Here is a 16246-nt window from a genome sequence, read left to right on the forward strand (position 1 = left end):
GCCTTCACTCGGAAGACTGCCGATCTGGTGCAGCCGGCTCTGTTAGAGCATGCTGCCTTAAGCTTGAAGTTCCTTCTGGTGCCGTACTTTCTCCCGGCCGCGGAGTGCCCCGGGCAGGACATAGATCACGAAGTGGTAGATTTCCACCATCGCGATCGCCGAAACGGCGTCCCAGAGAACATGCTGTTTCACGAACTGTGTCGAGGCAATGATGAGAATCGACATTGTGCTGACGAGAATCATGATCACGCGGCTCCGGGCCTTACTTGTCAGAAAGAGTCGCATAACCATGTAACTCGAGAAGCAGTGAATGCTCGGAAAACAGTTGTAGGGCTGATCCCGTTTATAAATAAATCGGACAAGCTCACTGAACGGATCGCTGCCGGTCACGACCGGCCTTGGCACCGTCGTTTGAAACACAAGATAAATGCCGTAGCATGTCATTGCGCATAACGTGTACAGTATAATACCACGGTAATACAAATTCCGGTCCTTAAAGAAAAGGTAGACCAGGCAGGCATAGATATAGAAGATCCATACGCCGTAAGGGAGCGCAAAATATTTTATAAATGGAATAGCCAGATCCGCTTGCGTGACAAGGGAATACACGCGGTCATTCGGGTGGTTCACCAGCTGGTAAATCGACCCCAGAACGGGAAAAACGAGCATCAGTACTAATGGGGCGAGAGGACGCAGCCTCTGCATCATTGCATTTACCTTCGTCACCATATCAAACCTTTCTCTGCCGGTTGCAAAAGATGTTAAGGGATTCCTTCGAGAACCGCTGCCTTATTGTACTGCTAGAACCGGTTTCCATCAACCATATTTATGTATGAAGCCTTTTCCAGTTTCTTGTTCATTTCCTCACAGTCTCCTCACCGAAGGATGACGGCTATGTTAACGAAAACTGAAACAGATCCTGCAGCACGACAGCAGCCGCACCGATTAATTTGCCGTCATCCCCAAGCGAAGACTGCCCAACAACCAGATCGTCCTTCAAAATACGCATGGCATACCTTGAAATATGCTCCTCAACCTTATGAAGCAGGATAGGATTGTCCTGAGCCACGTTCCCGCCTAACACGATCGCTCCCGGATTAAACAGGTTCACCAGGTTGACGATGCCTGCACCCAGATGCTCGGCGATCTCCTCGGTGATGTCCATAGCCAGCCGATCCTCTCTGGACAGTGCCTCTTTATACACCTCAGGCTCGATCCGGCTGAAGTCGCCGCCTGTCAGATCGTGGATAAGCGTCTGCCGGCCCGAGGCCATCGCCGCCATCATTCGGGAGTGCACCGCAGGCCAGCTTACCGAGTTCTCCAGGCAGCCGACGTTTCCGCATTCGCAGCGGATTCCGCTCCGGTTGACGCTCGTATGGCCGAATTCGCCCGCTCCTCCCAGCTTTCCCCGGAGGATCATGTCGTTGACAAGGATGCCCGCCCCAATCCCATTGCCGACCATAATATAGATCAGATTAGCAAAAGAGCTGTAGCTCCCGAACCGCCGTTCCGCAAGCACGAGCGAGTTGGTATCGTTCTCGACCCAGGTTTTAATCCCATAGCGGCTTTCCACGAGTTGCTTGACCGGAACGTCATTCAGGCGGAGCTTGGAATTATAGTAGACAACCCCCTGCTCAACATTAACCACGCCCGGTGTCGTGACGGCTATGCCGATGCAAGCGTCCAGGCTGCCGGTTTCGGTGACGAAGCGATCGATCATGCCGAGCATCAGCTCGATGACGCCTTCTCCCTGACGCGTTCCGACAGGGGCGGATTCTTTGCGCAGGATGTTCGCCTCCAGGTTTAATTGGGCAACCTCGATGACTGTGTTTGAAATCGATGCGGCAAACAAAAAATGGTTATCCGGCGCAAATCGCAGCAAAATGGGCTTACGCCCGCCGCTGGACTCTCCTCTGCCGATTTCAGTCACATAGCCTTCCCGGATCAGCTCCTGAACCGCCGCAGCTACGGTGGAGGGGCTAATCCGGTTTCCTTTGGCCAGCTCGATCCGGGAGATCGGGCCGTCCAGGCGGATTTTATTTAAAATGATCGACCGGTTCAGCTCCTGAATCAGTTTCCAATCGCCTTTTCTCATCGTTTTCAACCATCTTCCCCTTTCTTCGGCAAAATGCATCAATATATTCCATCTTATTCCATATTTACAGTAAAATATAGTTCCCAATGCTCCATTCCATGTAACATATTCCAATGACCAAAATATGCGGAAACCGATACTTTCCACTTGAAAACGCCGTTTTCCTGCCTTCCAAAAGTTTTTATGCAAATATTTATCAAACTATTGAAAATAACAATCACCAAATATATAATCTTACGCAAATAGATGCCATTCTTTTCCTGATACCTTACATCGAATGGTCGGCTGGCATCTACTTATTTTGATTATTGGAATAAGTATGGCGATGGATTTTCGCAAGATAAGGAGGGAAAATTCGTACATCATTGGAACTGCGGCAGATCAAGAATGAGTGCAAGAACCATATTTAGAGGAGGTTATTGGAATGGCTAGAAAAATGTCGATCATCCTCGTGTTCCTGTTTCTGTTCACTGCTGTAATGACGGGCTGCGGCGGCTCTTCCGGAGAAGCCGGCGGCAAAAAAGTAATCAACGTGGCTCTATGGGATGAGAACGTGAAGGACACCGTCAACAAATCGATTGAGCTGTACAAGAAAAAACACCCCGACGTGGAAGTCAAAGTAACTTACACCCCTTGGGCCGACTATTGGACCAAATTGAAAACAAGTCTCGCCGGCAACAGCGGGCCCGACGTGTTCTGGATGAACGGCCCCAACTTCTACGCTTATGCCTCCAAAGGCTGGATCAAGGATCTGCAGCCGCTTATTGATGAAAGCAAGCTCGATACCTCCGTTTACACCAACGCCCTCGTCAATCTGTACACCTACAACGATCATCTTTACGGACTTCCTTATTTCCTCGATGCGGTTGGACTCTACTACAATAAAGAACTTTTCGACAAAGCCGGCGTGTCTTACCCGGACGGCAGCTGGACCTGGGATACGATCGAGCAGAATGCCGCCAAGCTGACGGACAAGCAGAACGGCGTGTACGGCTACACCGCTTTGATTGACAGCCAGTCCGGATATTACGATTTGATCCACCAGGCCGGCGGTTACATCATCTCCGAAGATAAAACGAAATCCGGCTTCGATTCGCCCGAGGCGCTGTCCGCTTTTCAATGGGAGAAAAAGCTGATGGACCAAGGCTATTCCCCGAACGCCCAGCAGCAGCTTGAGACCAAGCCGCTCCAGCTGTTCGGCTCCGGCAAAGCCGCCATGTTCCCCGCCATTTCCGTCAGCGCGCCCGAGCTGTACAAATTGCTGGGAGACAAGCTGGGGGTTGCCCCGCTGCCGGCAGGCAAACAAAAAGCGACGATCGTTCACGGCCTGAGCTGGGCGATGAACGAAAAAACGAAGCATCAGCAGGAAGCATGGGACCTGATCCAGGTGCTTTCCGGCAAAGAAGGCGAGCAGTACCTGGCCGAATCGGGCTTCAGCATTCCCGCTTATAAAGGAACGGAGGAAGGCTGGCTGAAGTCGATCCCTTCCCTTGACCTGAAGGTATTCGTGGATAGTCTGGACTTTGCCGTGCCGTATCCGGTGTCCGAGCGGACGGCCGAGTGGCAGGACGTGGAGACCAAGGAGCTTCAGGACGCCTACCTCGGGAAAAAGTCGTTTGAGGAAGCGCTGAAAACGATAGCCGATAAAATGAACGAGATTCTCGCGGAAGAGAAGAAGGATTAGTAGAAGAGTCTATGCTTGTATCCACTTAACTTCGAGAGAAAGGATGGTGCTGCCGGTGAATACGCCGCTGGCCGTCAAGTCGAAAGACCCGAACCTGCCTGCAGCCCGGAAGCGGAAAACTTCCAAGCTGGCCATCCAGGAGGCGGTCTGGGGGTACGTATTTATCCTCCCCGTCGCACTGGGTCTGGCCCTCTTTTATATGGTGCCTTCCGCCGCTTCCCTGATTCTGTCCTTTACGAACTGGGACGGCATGTCCGCTCCGGCGTTCAACGGGATCGACAATTTTATCCAGCTGATGCAGGACGAGAAGTTTACGCGTTCCCTGCTGAATACGCTGCTCTACACCGTTGCGACCGTCCCGCTGTCCATCGTCTTTGCCACGCTGCTCGCCGTGCTGCTCAATCAGCATATCAAAGGGATGGTCGTGTACCGCACGTTCTATTTCATCCCGGTCATCACCATGCCGATCGCGGTCGGCATGGTGTGGAAATGGCTGTATAACTCCGAGTTCGGCCTCATCAATTACGTGCTCGGAGCGATGCATCTGCCCCAGCCGAACTGGCTGTTCGACGAAAAGTTTGCGCTCATGTCGATCGTCATTGTCAGCGTCTGGACCAGCGTCGGTTACAACGCCGTCATCCTGCTGTCAGGGCTGCAGGGAATTCCGTCGAGCTATTACGAAGCCGCCTCGCTGGACGGCGCCGGCACGGTCTACCGCTTTTTCCGGATAACGCTGCCGCTGCTGACGCCGAGCTTGTTTTTCGTGCTCGTCATGTCCTTTATCAACTCTTTCCAGGTATTCGACCTCGTCTTCATCATGATGGGGCAGCAGACCTCCCTGCTCGATTCCACGCGCACCGTCGTGTACAGCATTTGGGAGGACGGCTTCAAGTACTTCAACATGGGCTACGCTTCGGCGGAGGCGTTCATCCTGTTTATCGTCATCCTGATCATCACCGCGTTTCAGATGTATTTCCAAAAACGCTGGGTTCATTATCAATAACCTTCATGAGGAGGAGAGGCTGTCATGATAACCCGAACTTCCGACCGCGGAAGACGGCTGGCCGTTCATATTCTGCTGATCGCGGGAGCCGTCCTGATGGTGACCCCTTTTGTCTGGATGCTGTCCACATCGTTAAAGTCCTTTGCGGATTCCATGAAGGTGCCCCCTACGCTGCTGCCGTCGGAATGGCATTTTGAAAATTACGCCAAGGTGCTGACCACCATCGACTTCGGCACTTACTACCTCAATACGATTCTGGTGACGCTAGGCCGCACGGCCGGACAGCTGCTGCTGTGTTCCCTGGCCGCATACTCCTTTGCCTGCCTGAAATTCCCGGGGAAAAACGTCATTTTTCTCGCCCTGCTGGCCGTGCTCATGGTGCCGTCCCAGGTCGTCATGATCCCGAGCTTTGTCATCATGCGGCAGCTGAACTGGCTGGATACCTTCTATGTCCTGATTATCCCCGGCATCTTCAGCGCATTCGGCACCTTTTTGCTAAGGCAATTCTTCATGACGCTGCCGAAGGATCTGGAGGAGGCGGCCAAAATCGACGGCTGCAGCTATTTCCGGATTTATTGGAACATCTACCTGCCGCTGTCGAAGTCCGCTCTCGTCTCTTTGGCTATCTTTACGATTCTTGCGGCATGGAACGACCTGCTGTGGCCGCTCATCATGACCAGCTCGGAGGATATGCGCGTGCTATCGATCGGCATCTCTTCCTTCCAGGGGCAGCATTCGACCGATTATCCGCTGCTGATGGCGGGTGCCGTGATGGCTACGCTGCCGATCATCATCCTGTTCATTTTCCTTCAGCGCTATTTTATAGAAGGAATCGCTATGAATGGCATCAAAGGATAAGGAAACGAATAGACCTTTTACAAGTGTAACCGGTCCATCATAAAAGGAGCTGAAAACCGTTATGATTCACGTACTCGTTATAGGCGCAGGGGCGATGGGGAGCACCCATGCCGCAGCCTATGCCGATATGCCGTATGCGCACTTGGCCGGTATCGTCGACACCGACGCCGGCAAGGGGGCGCGGGTGGCCGAGGCATGCGGCACCTCTTCGTTCACTTCCTACGCGGAGGCGATGGAAGCGCTTGACTGCGTCGATGTCGTCGATGTTTGCCTGCCGACGCCGCTCCACAAGAAGTTTGTTCTTCAAGCGGCCGACGACGGCAAGCACGTCATCTGCGAGAAACCGCTGGCGCGCAGTCTGGCCGACGCCAGGGAAATGATCGACCACTGCCGTTCGCATGGTGTCCGGCTGTTCGTCGGGCATGTTCTCCGCTTCTTCCACGAATATGCGCATGCCAAGCAGCTGCTGGATGATGGCGTCATCGGCAAGCCGGCCGTCATCCGCGCGGGCCGCGGTGGAGGGTATCCGATCGGCTGGCAGCATTGGTACAGCGATTTCGGGGCCAGCGGCGGCATTACGCTGGACGCCATGATCCACGATTTCGATTTTCTTCGCTGGTGCTTCGGCGAAGTGGAACGTGTGTATGCCAAGGGGCTCCATGGGAGAGTTCACGCCCAGCTGGACTATTCGCTCGTGACCCTCCGCTTTCAAAGCGGCGCCATCGCCCACGTCGAGGGAACCTGGTCGCATGAAGGCTTCTCCATGAACCTCGAGATGGCCGGCACGCAGGGGATCATCGGCTATGACAGCGCCCGGGATCAGCCGCTGCTGTCTTTTCAGCGCGGCGGTCATGCAGGCGGAGGCGGCGGCGTACCCGTCCCGGAAAGCCCGGTCGAGGAAAACCCGTATTTCCAGGAGCTTCGCCATTTCCTGAATTGCATCGAGCAGGATGAAGAGCCGATCGTAACCGCGGAAGACGCCTATGAGGCGCTCCGGATTGCGCTCTCGGCACTGAAATCGATGGAGACCGGGCGGCCAGTTCATCTCGGAACCGGTGCAGCCGACCCGAGCAGCAAAGGAGTGATCGGCTCATGAAAATCGGCATCGCCAGTTTTGCCCATATGCACGCTTACAGTTATGCGAAAGCACTGATCCAATTGGAAGGAGTGGAGCTCGCCGGCATTTACGATCCCGATGAGCAGCGGGGTCAAAAGTTCGCCGGCATCCTTGGCACCAGCTATTACGGCGATTATGCCGAGCTTCTGTCGCAAGGCCTCAGCGGGATCGTCGTTACGTCGGAGAACGCAAACCATAAGGAGCATGTCCTTGCGGCCGCTAAGGCGGGGGTTCATGTGCTGTGCGAAAAGCCCATATCGACCAATGCCGCGGAGGCCCGTGACATGATCGAGGCCTGCAAAGCCGCCGGCGTCATGCTGCAGACGGCCTTTCCGGTCCGGTACAACCGGTCCGTCATCCGGGCCAAGCAAATGATCGACGAAGGCAAGCTCGGCCGGATTCTCGCTATGAAGGGGACCAACCGCGGGCAAAATCCGGGCGGATGGTTCGTCGACCCCGCCCTGTCCGGCGGCGGAGCGGTCATTGACCACACCGTTCATGTCGCCGATATTATGCGCTGGTTCACCGGCGCGGAGGTAAAAGAGGTGTACGCGGAAATCGGGCAGCTCATGTCCGCCGCCCCCATCGATGACTGCGGAATTCTGTCCATCGAATTTGACAACGGCGTGTTTGCCACGCTGGACTGCAGCTGGTCCAGGAATCCTTCCTTCCCGACCTGGGGCGACGTGACGCTGGAAATCGTCGGGACGGCCGGCACCCTGACGATCGACGCCTTCGGACAGAAGCTGAACGTATTCAGCGAGGAGCGCGGCTACCGGCACCATTTCTGGGGCGACGATATGGACTTCGGCCTGGTCCGGGATTTTGTAACTTCAATCGCGGAAGGCAAGACCGAGGCGAACGTGACGGGCGTCGACGGGCTCAAGGCGCTCGAAGTGGCCCTGGCTGCATACCGCTCGGCGGAGCGATTGGCCGCCGTTTCGCCTGCAGAGCTCTGAACCTAAACCTGACAAAGGGGTGTATGAAGCGATGCTGAAGTCGATAAATCAATGGGGATTTCCGGAGGGAACCCCGCTCGAGATGATTTTTCTTCATGCGGAGCAGGCAGGTTACGATGCCGTCGAGCTGAACCTGTATCCGTCCGGCGGAACCGGGCTGACCATGGACACCACTGCACAGGAGGCGGAGGCCGTACTGGCTCTGGCTTCCCGTCACAACATTCAGCTGCGCAGCCTTTCGACCGGCATGCTGTGGAAATCCCCCCTGTCCGCGGCGGATCCGGATGTCCGCGCCGGCGGACGGGAGATCGTCACCCGGCAGCTGGAGCTTGCATCCCTGCTCGGGATGGACACCGTGCTGGTCGTTCCCGGAGCGGTGACGCCTTCCGTCACCTATGAGGAATGTTATAGCCGCAGCCAGGGAGAACTGCGGGAACTCATTCCGCTGGCCGAACAGCACGGCGTTCATATCGGCATCGAAAACGTCTGGAACAAATTTCTGCTCTCCCCGATGGAGATGGCCCGGTATATCGACGAGCTCGATTCGCCCTGGGTCGGAGCCTATTTTGATATCGGAAACGTCCTTCTCTTCGGCTATCCCGAGCATTGGATCCGGACGCTGGGCGAGCGGATCCGCAAAGTCCACGTGAAGGACTTTAATCCGGCAGCCGGACCGAACGGCTTCGTCCCGCTGCTGTCGGGCAGCGTCAACTGGAACGAAGTGCGGCGGGCGTTGAACGAGATCGGCTACACGGATACCGTCACGGCCGAGCTCACTCCGTACAGCGCCGACCCTTACCAGATGGTATATGATACTTCCGCACAGCTGGATATCATTACGGGCCGTTGAGGGCAAACATGCTGGCCACTTCAGCCAATGGTATTGGCTTGCAGTCATCTCAAGCGTTCTGCTTCGCTGAATAAGCTGAAAAATTCAGTCAACCTTAAAGGGCTGTCTCGCCGGCAGAGTCATTGTGCCGGAAGACAGCCCTTTTTTCCTAGATCAAAGCTTATTTCGGTATGATACATATAAATGCATGTTCAAAAAGGTCGGTTTTCAGCACCGAGAAGATTGGATGAAGCTAGGGGCTGAGGAGCAAAGCGTACGTAGTGGGTACGTGAGCACCGGAAGACCCGGCTGAATTCAAGATTCGATGCCGAATCAGCTTCCCGATTTACTTCGTGATCAAAAGAGGACTTTTTGAACAACCTCTAGAAGACCCTATTTCTTCAGGCGCCGGTTGCTGATCCACAGCGGAATGCGGAACAGCAGGTTCATCAGGAGGACGACGATGACCAGCACCGCGGCCGACTTGTCGGCGATTTGGCGGGCATCCTCCACGATCGCTTCCGATTGCACGTACCAGAGGTGTACAGCCAGCGTCTCACCCGGTGAGAACAGATTAAAGTCCCACATCTCCCCGGAGGTGCTGAGCCCAGCGGTCAGCAGGATGACGGCCGATTCTCCGAAGGCCCGGCCCGCCACGAGGCAGATGCCCGTCACAATTCCCTGCATGGCCATCGGGATAACGACGGTCCGGATGCATTGGAATTTGGTCATCCCGAGGGCATAGGATGCGTTCTTTACGTCATTTTGCACCGCGCGCACCGCTTCCTCCGTCACCCGGGCCAGCATCGGCAGGTTGAGGAAGGCCAAGGAAACCGCTCCACCGAGAATGGTCAAGCCAATTTGAAAATACTCGGCAAAAATGGCCAAGCCCAGCATTCCGAATACGATCGACGGAACGGAGGAGAGGCTCTCGACGCAGATCCGCAGCACCTCTGTAAATTTATTCGGCGGGGCGTACTCCGCCATGTAGATCCCTGCTCCGACCCCAATCGGAACGGAAATGAGCAGCGACAGAATCAAAATATAAAACGAGTTGAACAGCACCGGCCCGATACCGCCGCCGGGGTCCATGTCCTCGGGCAGCTTCATCAAAAACTCGAGGCTCAGCCCGGGTAGCCCTTTGCCCAGGATGGTCAGCAGCAGCCAGAAGATCAGCAGCAGAACCAGGATGCCGAGCCCGTAGAACCCGTACGTTGCCAGCCGGTCGTACACAAGCGATCTTTGCATTTTGCGGGTGCGCGTCCATTCGCTCATGCCTGCTCCCTCCCTTTGCGTCCCAAATAACGGATGAACAAAATCAGGACAAACGAGATGATGAGCAGCAGGAAGGCCATCATGTGCAGCGCGTAATTCCAGGTGGAGTCAAACTCCACGTTGGAAATCTGCATCACGATGTTGCTGGTCAGCACCGAAGCCGGCGTAAACAGGGACTTGGCGAGCTGCGCCGTGTTGCCGATGACCATCACCACCGCCATCGTCTCCCCGATCGCCCGGGTCATCCCCATAATCACCGCCGCAATGATGCCTCTGCCGGCGGCGGGAATGACGACCCGCATCATGACCTGCAAGCGCGTGGAGCCCATGGCATACGCAGCTTCACGGTATTTTTTCGGCACGGCGGAAATCGCGTCGTCGCTGATCCGGCATATCGTCGGCAGCACCATCAGGGCGAGCACGAGCGCCGCCGCCAGCAGCCCGTCGCCCAGATTCTCCCCGCTCAGCCGGCGCAAAAACGGAATCAGCACCGTCAGGCCGAGGTATCCGTAGACGATCGAAGGAACCCCGACCAGCAGGTCCAGAATCGGCCGCATGGCGTTTTTCAGCCAGCCGGGCGCGATTTCGGCGATCAGCACCGCCATCCCGACGGATACCGGCACGGCCAGCGCAAGCGTAAGCGCCGTCAGGGACAGGGTGTTGATGATAAACCCGGCTGCACCGTAGTGCTCCTCCTCCGGGGTCCAGTTAAAGGAAAGGAAGAAATCCGCAAAAGAGATGTCGCGGAAGGTCAGAAGCGCGGTTTTGCCGATAAAAAAGATCACCAGGCCCAGCACCAGGCACAGCGCCAATATGCTGAACCAGAAATAATACGTAAACATGCGGTTGGTGAAACGGACCCTGGCGCTGCGGCTGAACCTGCGACGCTTCGCGGGCGGGGTCTGCACCTGACGTTCCTCGGGCACGTACTGCTGCACGGGGGTGCTCAAACTGGCTCTCCTCCTATAAAGCGGCCAGCCCCATCGGTATTTGAGGCTGGCCGCGATCATGAATATGGCTTGGCTTGGATTGGCTCAATCCACTTGCCTTAACGCATGGCGGAAATCGGAATGAATTTCAGTTTTTTCAGGGAACCCTGCTGGAATTTCGCGCTTTGAACATACTCGATAAACGCTTTGGTAGCGCCGGTCGGCTGGCCTTTGGTCATGTAATATCCGTATGCCCAAATTTTGTAGCTGCCGTTGATGACATTGTCCGTTGTCGGCTGCACGCCGTTATAGCTCAGCGCCTTGATGTCGCTGTTTACGTACACCAGGTCGATGTATCCGATGGCGTTCGGCGTTGTGGCTACGGCGGTTTTCATGTCACCGCTGGAGCCGACTTCCTTGTAGTTTTTGGCCTTTTTGACGATGTCGCCGCCAGCCAGCGCTTTGGCCTGATAGTTGACGCGGGTGCCCGAGCCAAAGGCGCGCGTGATGACGACGATGTCCGCATCATCACCGCCGACTTCTTTCCAGTTGGTGATTTTGCCGGAGAAAATCCCTTTCAGCTGTTCGGTGGTCAGGTTGTTCACCTTCACGTTTTTGTTGGTGACTGTCGCAAAAGGAATGACGGCCACCTTGTTGGCTACCTGGCCTTCAAAAGCCTTGAAGCCCGGTACGTCCATGCTGGCGTCCCAGTCGCACGCCCCGATGTCGGCAATGCCCTTCTTCACAGCCTGCGGTCCGGTTACCGAGCCTTTGCCGGAAGCGGAGATTCTGACTTTCGGATTGATTTTCTGAAATTCCTTGGCTGCCTGAAGCGTGAGCGGAAGCAGCGCAGTGGACCCGTTAATCGTAATTTTGCCGGAGATGCCGGAGGCGGCGCTAGCGGAGCCGACCAGGGTGGTTACCGCTACCAGGGAAGTGACGGCAGCCAGCGTTAATTTTTTGAACAGTTTCATCGTTTATTCTCCTTTTCGGTTAAGAACCGCTTTTATTTGGTAAGCTGAATGGTCTTTCCGCCTGTTATGACTACAATCCTGCCGTCTTCGATCAGCGCGATCCGGCTGCCGTCCGCAGACACTGCCAGCTCGCTGACGGTTCCGGACGTGCTGTAAAGCTGCGCCTGGCCGCCGCTGTCGATCTTCAGCACTTTCGTGCTGCCGTCGGCAGCGATGCCCGCTGCAACAAGCGTTCCCGATGGCCCGGCCGCGATAACCGTCACATCGATGATGCTCGCCAGGTCCTGAACGCTGCTGTCTGGGCCGATCACCTTGATGACGTCCTTGGCAGTGACGCTATCCGGGTCGGCGCTCAAATACGCCGCTTTGCCGCCATCCAGTGCGACAGGATACAATTTATTGTCTTTACCCGTTGTTAGCTGAACCGGTTTAGCTTCTTTATTCGTGAGGTCCAGGGAATACAGCTGCTGGCCCGCGCCCGAATAGTCGATGCTGAGCGATTCTTCCGTGCTGTCCTTATCGCTGCTGGCCACGCCGGTCACATTAACGATATAGACCAATCGTTTGCCGTCCGCGGACAGGCTCACATCGGATTTGTTCTCCACTTTGTCGGCCAGCACTTCGGTCACCTTGCCGTCGGCTACAATCATGTAAGATATTTTTTCCTGCTTGTCGCCCTGGATGAAATAAATCCGGCTGTTATCCGCCGACCAGGTCAAATCTGTCTTGACGGAAGTGTCGGAGCCGAGTTTTTGCGAGAGCCCGCTGGCAAGGTTCATCAGGTAGAGCTGGCCGGCGTTATCGGTATAAGCTCCCCACTGCCCGTTCGGGGACACCGCCAATTCCGCAGCATATTCGTCCGTCGAGATCACCGTGCTGCCATAGCTTGTGGGGTCCAGTTTAACGATTTGGGCGGACTCCCCGTCGTCACGGCTGGCAATGATTTGCCCTTGGGCGTTCCAGCGTACAGAAGAATAGCTTCCTTCCGGTTTTTGAACCGTCAATACCTGCTGCGTCTGCCCGCTGCCCACGATCCATTCCCCGCCCAGTGCTTCCACGAGCGATTGAAGCTCTACGTAGGTTTTGCCATCTTGAAGCACGGGAGCGTTCGTAAAGGCTGCGGCCTCTCCATTCACCTTATAGGACTTTGCTCCTGCCTGCAGCTGAACGACGCGTGAACCGGTCGCATCCTTTATCGTGACGATCCCTTTGGCGGCGCTTGCGCTTGCCCCGAAAGCCTTGACGATGTCTGACACGGCTACCAGGTACGCCTGGTTTAGCTGGACCGCATTGACGGAGACGCTCGCGCCGTTCACGCTGAGTTCCACCTTGGCCGCTTTCAGTTTTGGCGACGTCATCTTTGCAGCCTGACCCGCAGATGATGATTTTGCAGTGGAAGCGGCTTCTGCCGTTCCTCCGGCCAGTACGGAAGTTACAACTGCAGAGGCCATCAGTACCTGAAACATTTTATTTTTCTTCAACATCGGCTCACCCTTCTTCTATTAGCATAAGTGCTATAGACCTATTTTCTACTAGAATTGTAAAAAGCGGTTGATTGGAATGTTATGGAAATATTAAATATTTTATCGTTGTATTTTGCAAAAATAGCGATTATTCTAGTTAAAAATACAAATGCTACATTTAACTGTATCCGAAAACCAACCAGAGACTTTAAATGAAACGACAGCAAATTGCAAAGCTAAGTATTGGAGGCCTGACCATTGTGTATGTAATTGGATTTATTGTGTCGCTTGTTATCGTTTTGGCTTTGATCCCTCCTTTAAGGAAGCTCGCGATCCGGGTTGATTTCGTCGACCGGCCCACCACTCGCAAAATACATAAGGAACCCGTACCGCATCTGGCAAGCATCGCCATCTTTCTCGGCTTCATGGTTCCCTACATCGTTCTCACCGGACACTGGGACAAGGAAATGGCCGGCATTGTGGCCGGCTCGCTGCTCATCCTCGGCATCGGCATGATCGATGACTGGTACAAGACGAAAGGCAAGGATTTTGCCGCTCTGCCCAAAACGCTCGTGCAGGTAGGCGCTGCAGTGATCGTCTACTATTCAGGGATCTCATTCGAAGGGATCACCGTTCCGTTCGCCGGCCATATGGTCGTGTTTCCGGAGTGGCTGCAGTTTATTCTGACGATTCTGTGGATCTTCGGCGTCACGACGGTCATTAATTTTATGGACGGTCTGGACGGGCTGTCCGGAGGCGTGGCCGCCATTTCGGCCTTTACGCTGTTTATCGTTGCTATTGCCAAAGGCCAGTCCCATTCCGCGATCATGGCAGTGCTGCTGGTCGGGGTGACGCTCGGTTACCTGAGATACAACAAGCCGCCCGCCAAAATTTACATGGGGGATGCAGGCGCGACGTTTATCGGGTTCATGCTCGGCATCATCGCCCTGGACGGAGCCTTTAAACAGGTGACCGTCATTTCCATTCTCGTTCCCGTGCTGGCGCTTGGTGTGCCGATCTTCGATAACATTTACGTTGTAATCAAACGGTATCGGGACGGCAAGCCGGTATACAAGGCCGACCGAAGCCAGCTCCATTATCGGCTGCTGTCCTGGGGGCTGAGCCCGAAACAGGCGGTCGTGTTCATCTATTTGCTCAGTGCCTGCCTGTCATTGTCCTCGATTATCCTGATGTTGATCAGTTAGCGTGGACCTTCCGGCTAGGCGTGGTTAACAAGGAAGTAAGCAGGAATCGTTCGATGGGAGCGATTGAAACGAAATGACAAAGGGGCTGCCCACCGTCGTGCATGACACGACAGCATGGGACAGCCCCTTTTATTATAGCTAACCGACATACGCCTATTTAGATCGAATTAGGCTTGAGAAGCGGATTGAAGGGCACGAATGGACAAATCCAGCTCCACCATGCCGCCCGGAAGGTCGCGCGATCCGGCAATCACCCAATTTACGGCCAGTGCTTTTTGCAATGCAGCAAGCTGTTCCAAGGTGAGCCGCAGCCCGTGAATCACGCCCTCGCCAACCTCAAAGTCCTTTTCCTCATCCAGGCCAAAACGCTGCACCAGCCAGTTTTTCAGCCCGTTCCGCGTGTTAAACGTCATGCGGTAGCCTTCCGTTGCCGCCTGGGCCAGCGGCTCCCCGTGTTCCTCCGAGTAGCCGAACAGGTTGGTATAACGCTCGCCCTCGAGCCCAGCCTGGATAAACGGCTCAGTGTCCTTGTTATGGACAGCCTCAGCGATGGCGGCCGCAGACAGTCCGGCCCGCTTCGCCTGCTCGATCAGCAGCGCGGTCCACTGCGATACTTTAATATCCTGATTCATCCGGTCTCTCTCCCTTCTCGCTCTACTTGCTTATATCTAAAGAAAAAGCCCTCGAGTGAGGGCTTTCCTTGTACGTCCCAGGAGGGATTCGAACCCCCGACCGACGGCTTAGAAGGCCGTTGCTCTATCCAGCTGAGCTACTGGGACTTGCTATGTAATAAAAAAAGCGAATGCGTTATTTATTATACCGCATTTAGCCAATTTTTCAAGAGGAAAATGAGAAAGCCGATTGGCGGGAAATACTATGGGTAATAACTTAACAAAATACGTTGTAAAGGAGCATTTCCCATGCGACAGTTGTTATCTTCACTTTCCTACTTCAGCATATTTTTCGCCCCGTTTATCCTGCCGGTGATCGTATGGATCGCTGTCCGGGACGAATACGTCGCCAGGCATGCCAAGCGTGCGCTGCTCTCGCATCTGCTGCCGTTCATTGCGGCCGTACCGCTGCTGTTTTTTACTTTGGCAGCCCACCATGCCGGCTCGATCCTGGGATATATCCTGCTGTTCTGCGTTATTTACTTCGGCACGTTCGTCTACAACATCGTTAAAGGCATTCAGGTGCTTCGCGAATATGCGTAAAGCGTGAACAGCTAAGAATAGCTGAACAAACCTCCGGGGAACGCCCGGAGGTTTGTTCATGGTTCAAGGAGGTTACTGGTTGCCAAAACGTCTTGGGTTATGGGGCACAGCCAAATTTCTCGAATTTCTGCTCGTCACTCCACCCGCAAAAGCGTTTTGTCGGGCGTACTTGCTTCTCTTGCCTTTTTTGTTCGTGAAGTCCGCCATTTAGCTCACCTCCCCTAAACCATAGTATGGGGCGGGAGTCTGCCGGCTATGTTTCTTAAATTATGGCTGCGTTTACTTTGCGAACCTGCTCCGCAGGTCCTCCTCTACGTTCCCAAAAGAGATCAGGTCGCGCAGGAACAGATCCCGCTCCTCCTCGGCCGTCAGAAAAAAGCTGCCTTCGAACGCCTGCATCGTCACATCGGTATACGCCTGATGCATGCTGTTGTCGTACCAGTCGAGATCTGTGTCGGCATCGTTGCGGATCAGCCGGATCAAGTCGTAGCAGCCCGGCGACGGCTCGGCCACATAAGCCAAAAGCGCAGGGTCGTCGACCGCTCCCGGCAGCACACCGATTTCGGCGCAGCGGGCCCCGTCCAGCTCCGTCATCCGCCGCACCTTGGCATCCTTAATATAATACATGCTTTCCTCCTCTC

The 16246-nt window shown here is 54.9% G+C and carries 16 protein-coding genes and 1 tRNA gene; 8 read left to right on the top strand and 9 right to left on the bottom strand.

Annotation, left to right across the window (positions count from 1 at the left end; genetic code table 11):
• Nucleotides 1–57 precede the first annotated feature (57 nt).
• Both IAE55_RS26175 and IAE55_RS26180 read right to left on the bottom strand, forming a co-directional pair.
• The gene (locus IAE55_RS26175; protein WP_105446142.1) at nucleotides 58–729 is read right to left on the bottom strand and encodes a phosphatase PAP2 family protein; all 672 of its coding nucleotides are present in this window, start codon (nucleotides 727–729) and stop codon (nucleotides 58–60) included.
• A 163-nt stretch (nucleotides 730–892) separates the two neighbouring features.
• Nucleotides 893–2095, bottom strand: coding sequence for an ROK family transcriptional regulator (locus IAE55_RS26180; protein ID WP_145163595.1), 1203 nt, complete (start codon nucleotides 2093–2095; stop codon nucleotides 893–895).
• Between the two features lie 424 nt (nucleotides 2096–2519).
• On the opposite strand from IAE55_RS26180, the gene IAE55_RS26185 reads away from it, so the two are divergent.
• The 6 genes from IAE55_RS26185 to IAE55_RS26210 all read left to right on the top strand — a co-directional run bounded on the left by IAE55_RS26185 (nucleotide 2520) and on the right by IAE55_RS26210 (nucleotide 8566).
• Nucleotides 2520–3779 carry an ABC transporter substrate-binding protein gene (locus tag IAE55_RS26185; RefSeq protein ID WP_145163116.1) on the top strand — a complete coding sequence of 420 codons (1260 nt, stop codon included), beginning with the start codon at nucleotides 2520–2522 and terminating at the stop codon, nucleotides 3777–3779.
• Between the two features lie 55 nt (nucleotides 3780–3834).
• Nucleotides 3835–4782: a carbohydrate ABC transporter permease gene (locus IAE55_RS26190; protein WP_145163118.1), complete on the top strand. Its 948-nt coding sequence runs from the start codon at nucleotides 3835–3837 to the stop codon at nucleotides 4780–4782.
• A gap of 24 nt (nucleotides 4783–4806) precedes the next feature.
• Nucleotides 4807–5640, top strand: a complete 834-nt coding sequence (locus IAE55_RS26195; RefSeq protein ID WP_145163120.1) for a carbohydrate ABC transporter permease — start codon at nucleotides 4807–4809, stop codon at nucleotides 5638–5640.
• A 61-nt stretch (nucleotides 5641–5701) separates the two neighbouring features.
• On the top strand, nucleotides 5702–6736 hold the full coding sequence (locus IAE55_RS26200; RefSeq protein WP_145163122.1) for a Gfo/Idh/MocA family protein: 1035 nt from the start codon (nucleotides 5702–5704) through the stop codon (nucleotides 6734–6736).
• Complete coding sequence (locus tag IAE55_RS26205) at nucleotides 6733–7716, top strand: Gfo/Idh/MocA family protein (RefSeq protein WP_145163124.1); 984 nt, start codon at nucleotides 6733–6735, stop codon at nucleotides 7714–7716. Before IAE55_RS26200 ends, IAE55_RS26205 begins: the two co-directional genes overlap by 4 nt.
• Before the next feature lie 31 nt (nucleotides 7717–7747).
• A complete protein-coding gene (locus IAE55_RS26210; RefSeq protein WP_200634303.1) occupies nucleotides 7748–8566 on the top strand; it encodes a sugar phosphate isomerase/epimerase family protein in 819 nt (272 codons plus the stop codon).
• Nucleotides 8567–8938: 372 nt separating this feature from the next.
• Here the strand turns inward: IAE55_RS26210 and pstA are convergent, their stop codons facing one another.
• The 4 genes from pstA to IAE55_RS26230 form a co-directional block, all read right to left on the bottom strand.
• Entirely contained in the window at nucleotides 8939–9820 is an 882-nt protein-coding gene (gene pstA, locus IAE55_RS26215; RefSeq protein ID WP_089548403.1) for a phosphate ABC transporter permease PstA, read from the bottom strand.
• Nucleotides 9817–10770: a phosphate ABC transporter permease subunit PstC gene (gene pstC / locus IAE55_RS26220; protein ID WP_234489877.1), complete on the bottom strand. Its 954-nt coding sequence runs from the start codon at nucleotides 10768–10770 to the stop codon at nucleotides 9817–9819. The genes pstA and pstC overlap by 4 nt, the downstream gene beginning before the upstream one ends.
• A 98-nt stretch (nucleotides 10771–10868) precedes the next feature.
• Nucleotides 10869–11723, bottom strand: coding sequence for a phosphate ABC transporter substrate-binding protein (locus tag IAE55_RS26225; RefSeq protein ID WP_116234199.1), 855 nt, complete (start codon nucleotides 11721–11723; stop codon nucleotides 10869–10871).
• Nucleotides 11724–11755: 32 nt separating this feature from the next.
• Nucleotides 11756–13207 carry a stalk domain-containing protein gene (locus IAE55_RS26230; RefSeq protein WP_200634304.1) on the bottom strand — a complete coding sequence of 484 codons (1452 nt, stop codon included), beginning with the start codon at nucleotides 13205–13207 and terminating at the stop codon, nucleotides 11756–11758.
• Between the two features lie 191 nt (nucleotides 13208–13398).
• Between IAE55_RS26230 and IAE55_RS26235 the strand changes: the two genes are divergently transcribed.
• Nucleotides 13399–14391, top strand: a complete 993-nt coding sequence (locus IAE55_RS26235; RefSeq protein WP_116234197.1) for an MraY family glycosyltransferase — start codon at nucleotides 13399–13401, stop codon at nucleotides 14389–14391.
• Nucleotides 14392–14558: 167 nt separating this feature from the next.
• Here the strand turns inward: IAE55_RS26235 and IAE55_RS26240 are convergent, their stop codons facing one another.
• Nucleotides 14559–15023, bottom strand: coding sequence for a hypothetical protein (locus tag IAE55_RS26240; RefSeq protein ID WP_200634305.1), 465 nt, complete (start codon nucleotides 15021–15023; stop codon nucleotides 14559–14561).
• A gap of 73 nt (nucleotides 15024–15096) precedes the next feature.
• Nucleotides 15097–15170: transfer RNA gene (locus tag IAE55_RS26245), tRNA-Arg, on the bottom strand.
• 141 nt (nucleotides 15171–15311) lie between these two features.
• On the opposite strand from IAE55_RS26245, the gene IAE55_RS26250 reads away from it, so the two are divergent.
• Nucleotides 15312–15605 (top strand): DUF4870 domain-containing protein, encoded by a 294-nt coding sequence (locus tag IAE55_RS26250; RefSeq protein WP_076174239.1) that lies wholly within the window; start codon nucleotides 15312–15314, stop codon nucleotides 15603–15605.
• Nucleotides 15606–15884: 279 nt separating this feature from the next.
• Here IAE55_RS26250 and IAE55_RS26255 read toward each other — a convergent pair whose 3' ends face one another.
• Nucleotides 15885–16232, bottom strand: coding sequence for a hypothetical protein (locus tag IAE55_RS26255; protein WP_200634306.1), 348 nt, complete (start codon nucleotides 16230–16232; stop codon nucleotides 15885–15887).
• Nucleotides 16233–16246 lie beyond the last annotated feature (14 nt).

Source organism: Paenibacillus sp. S28, from assembly GCF_016624415.1.
In the GTDB taxonomy this organism is placed as follows: Bacteria; Bacillota; Bacilli; order Paenibacillales; family Paenibacillaceae; genus Paenibacillus_AQ; species Paenibacillus_AQ favisporus.

Excerpts from the sequence above, each read along its gene's own strand:
- IAE55_RS26205 (WP_145163124.1), top strand. The coding sequence starts at position 6,733 with ATGAAAATCGGCATCGCCAGTTTTGCCCATATGCACGCTTACAGTTAT.
- IAE55_RS26225 (WP_116234199.1), bottom strand. The coding sequence starts at position 11,723 with ATGAAACTGTTCAAAAAATTAACGCTGGCTGCCGTCACTTCCCTGGTA.
- IAE55_RS26250 (WP_076174239.1), top strand. The coding sequence starts at position 15,312 with ATGCGACAGTTGTTATCTTCACTTTCCTACTTCAGCATATTTTTCGCC.
- IAE55_RS26200 (WP_145163122.1), top strand. The coding sequence starts at position 5,702 with ATGATTCACGTACTCGTTATAGGCGCAGGGGCGATGGGGAGCACCCAT.
- IAE55_RS26195 (WP_145163120.1), top strand. The coding sequence starts at position 4,807 with ATGATAACCCGAACTTCCGACCGCGGAAGACGGCTGGCCGTTCATATT.
- IAE55_RS26175 (WP_105446142.1), bottom strand. The coding sequence starts at position 729 with ATGGTGACGAAGGTAAATGCAATGATGCAGAGGCTGCGTCCTCTCGCC.
- IAE55_RS26240 (WP_200634305.1), bottom strand. The coding sequence starts at position 15,023 with ATGAATCAGGATATTAAAGTATCGCAGTGGACCGCGCTGCTGATCGAG.
- pstA (WP_089548403.1), bottom strand. The coding sequence starts at position 9,820 with ATGAGCGAATGGACGCGCACCCGCAAAATGCAAAGATCGCTTGTGTAC.
- IAE55_RS26235 (WP_116234197.1), top strand. The coding sequence starts at position 13,399 with ATGAAACGACAGCAAATTGCAAAGCTAAGTATTGGAGGCCTGACCATT.
- IAE55_RS26230 (WP_200634304.1), bottom strand. The coding sequence starts at position 13,207 with ATGTTGAAGAAAAATAAAATGTTTCAGGTACTGATGGCCTCTGCAGTT.
- IAE55_RS26180 (WP_145163595.1), bottom strand. The coding sequence starts at position 2,095 with ATGAGAAAAGGCGATTGGAAACTGATTCAGGAGCTGAACCGGTCGATC.
- IAE55_RS26210 (WP_200634303.1), top strand. The coding sequence starts at position 7,748 with ATGCTGAAGTCGATAAATCAATGGGGATTTCCGGAGGGAACCCCGCTC.
- IAE55_RS26185 (WP_145163116.1), top strand. The coding sequence starts at position 2,520 with ATGGCTAGAAAAATGTCGATCATCCTCGTGTTCCTGTTTCTGTTCACT.
- IAE55_RS26255 (WP_200634306.1), bottom strand. The coding sequence starts at position 16,232 with ATGTATTATATTAAGGATGCCAAGGTGCGGCGGATGACGGAGCTGGAC.